This window comes from Pseudomonas sp. (assembly GCF_037994325.1).
Taxonomy (GTDB): domain Bacteria; phylum Pseudomonadota; class Gammaproteobacteria; order Pseudomonadales; family Pseudomonadaceae; genus Aquipseudomonas.
Window position 1 is genome coordinate 1 of record NZ_JBBNAH010000779.1, and the last position, 2,188, is coordinate 2,188.

The 2,188-nt window shown below is 59.5% G+C and carries 1 protein-coding gene; it reads left to right on the top strand.

What is annotated here, in order from left to right:
• Window positions 1–222: 222 nt before the first annotated feature.
• Complete coding sequence (locus AAAB16_RS26245) at window positions 223–2,127, top strand: beta-ketoacyl synthase (protein WP_340666010.1); 1,905 nt, start codon at window positions 223–225, stop codon at window positions 2,125–2,127.
• Window positions 2,128–2,188 lie beyond the last annotated feature (61 nt).

The following is a 2,188-nucleotide window of genomic DNA, read 5'->3' on the forward strand; positions in this document are numbered from 1 at the left end:
ACGGAGGTCGGCTGCTTCAGCCCCATCCCTGCATATCCTCAGCTCCTACCTACAGCCAGACGAGCAGCCTTGACGGCCAACAACCTTGCCGTTGACAGTGACTCACAAGTCACAACTCGCGTCAGCATAGTCTCTCGATCACGCGTGCCCACTTAATGGGCCGCTCTTCATCATTTTTAGTGATCGGCTATTGGCCAAGTATTTTTTAGGAGCGTGCGCTAGATGTCTCGACTTCCAGTCATCGTAGGGTTTGGTGGGTACAACGCAGCGGGCCGCAGCTCTTTTCACCATGGTTTTCGCCGTACCGTTATCGAATCAATGGACGCCGCCGCCCGCCAGGAAACCCTGGTAGGCCTGGCAGTTATGATGAAGCTGGTCAGCCTGGTCGACGGCGTCTATCGAGACAGCACGGGCAAAACCCTCAATGCCGCCGAGATTGAACAACGTTTTGCCGCGCAGATTCTGCAATCCACCCTGGTGCGCCGCATCGAAAAGCAGCATCTGGACCCCGACGCGGTGCATTGGCAAAAAAGCCTCGAAGTCGAAACCAGCGCCGCTCAACCGCTGACCTTCACCACCCAACGCAAACAACTGCCCGAGCCGCTGCCGGCGAACTGGGCGGTGGAAGAGCTCGAAGACAAGCAGGTGCAAGTCACCATCCATGGCAGCTGCGAATTCAAAGTAGATAGCTACCGTGCCCTGAGCGTGAAATCGGCCGGGCAATTGCCGGCCGGCTTTGAACCGAGCGAGCTGTATAACTCGCGCTTCCACCCGCGCGGCCTGCAGATGTCCGTGGTCGCCGCCACCGACGCCCTGCGCTCCACCGGTTTGGATTGGCAGACCATCGTCAGCCATGTGCAGCCCGATGAAGTGGCGGTGTTCTCCGGCAGCATCATGAGCCAGCTCGACGAAAACGGTTTTGGCGGTTTGATGCAATCACGCCTTAAGGGCAATCGGGTGTCGGCCAAGCAATTGCCGCTGGGCTTTAACAGCATGCCCACCGACTTTATCAACGCCTATGTGCTGGGCAGCGTCGGCACCACCGGCAGCGTCACGGGCGCCTGCGCGACCTTTCTCTACAACCTGCAAAAAGCCATCGACGTAATTGCCGCCGGCCAAGTACGGGTGGCCATTGTCGGTAACAGCGAAGCGCCGATTCTGTCCGAGTGCATTGAGGGCTACAGCGCCATGGGCGCGCTGGCCACCGAAGAAGGCCTGCGCTTGATCGAAGGCCGCGACGATGTGGACTTCCGTCGCGCCAGCCGCCCATTTGGCGAGAACTGCGGCTTCACCCTGGCTGAGTCCGCGCAATACATCGTGCTGATGGATGACGAGCTGGCCTTGGAATTGGGCGCCGATATCCATGGTGCGGTGGCCGATGTGTTTATCAACGCCGACGGCTTTAAAAAATCCATCTCCGCCCCTGGCCCAGGCAACTACCTGACCGTCGCCAAGGCCGTGGCCAGCGCGGTGCAAATCGTCGGGTTGGAAGGCGTGCAAAAACGCAGCTTTATCCACGCCCATGGCTCCAGCACCCCGGCTAACCGCGTGACCGAATCAGAACTGCTGGACCGCGTGGCTTCGGCCTTTAGCATCGACAGCTGGCCGGTGACCGCCGTGAAAGCCTTTGTCGGCCACTCACTGGCCACCGCCAGTGGCGACCAGTTGATCTCGGCGTTGGGCACCTTTAAGTACGGCATTATCCCTGGCATCAAAACCATCGACGCCGTAGCCCCAGACGTGCACCAGCAACACCTGGCCATCGCCACCAAAGACCGTAATGTCGGCGCCGAGCAATTAGACGTGTGCTTTATCAACTCCAAAGGCTTTGGCGGCAACAACGCCAGCGGCGTAATCCTTGCCCCCCATGTGGCCGAACGCATGCTGAAAAAGCGTCATGGCGAAGCAGCGTTTGCCGCCTACGTCGCCCGCCGCGAACACACCCGCGCCAACGCCCAGGCCTACGACCAACGCGCGCTGAATGGTCAGCTGGATATCATCTACAACTTCGGCCAAGACATGATCGAAGACAAAGCCATCGAAATAACGGCCGAGCAGGTGCGTATTCCTGGGTTTAGTCAGCCGTTGGTGTTCAAGAAGGATGAGCGATTTAAGGACATGTTGTAGGGAAAGACTGGGGGGCCTGCACAACCCCGGCACCTGGGTCCCCGCCTGCGCGGGGACGACG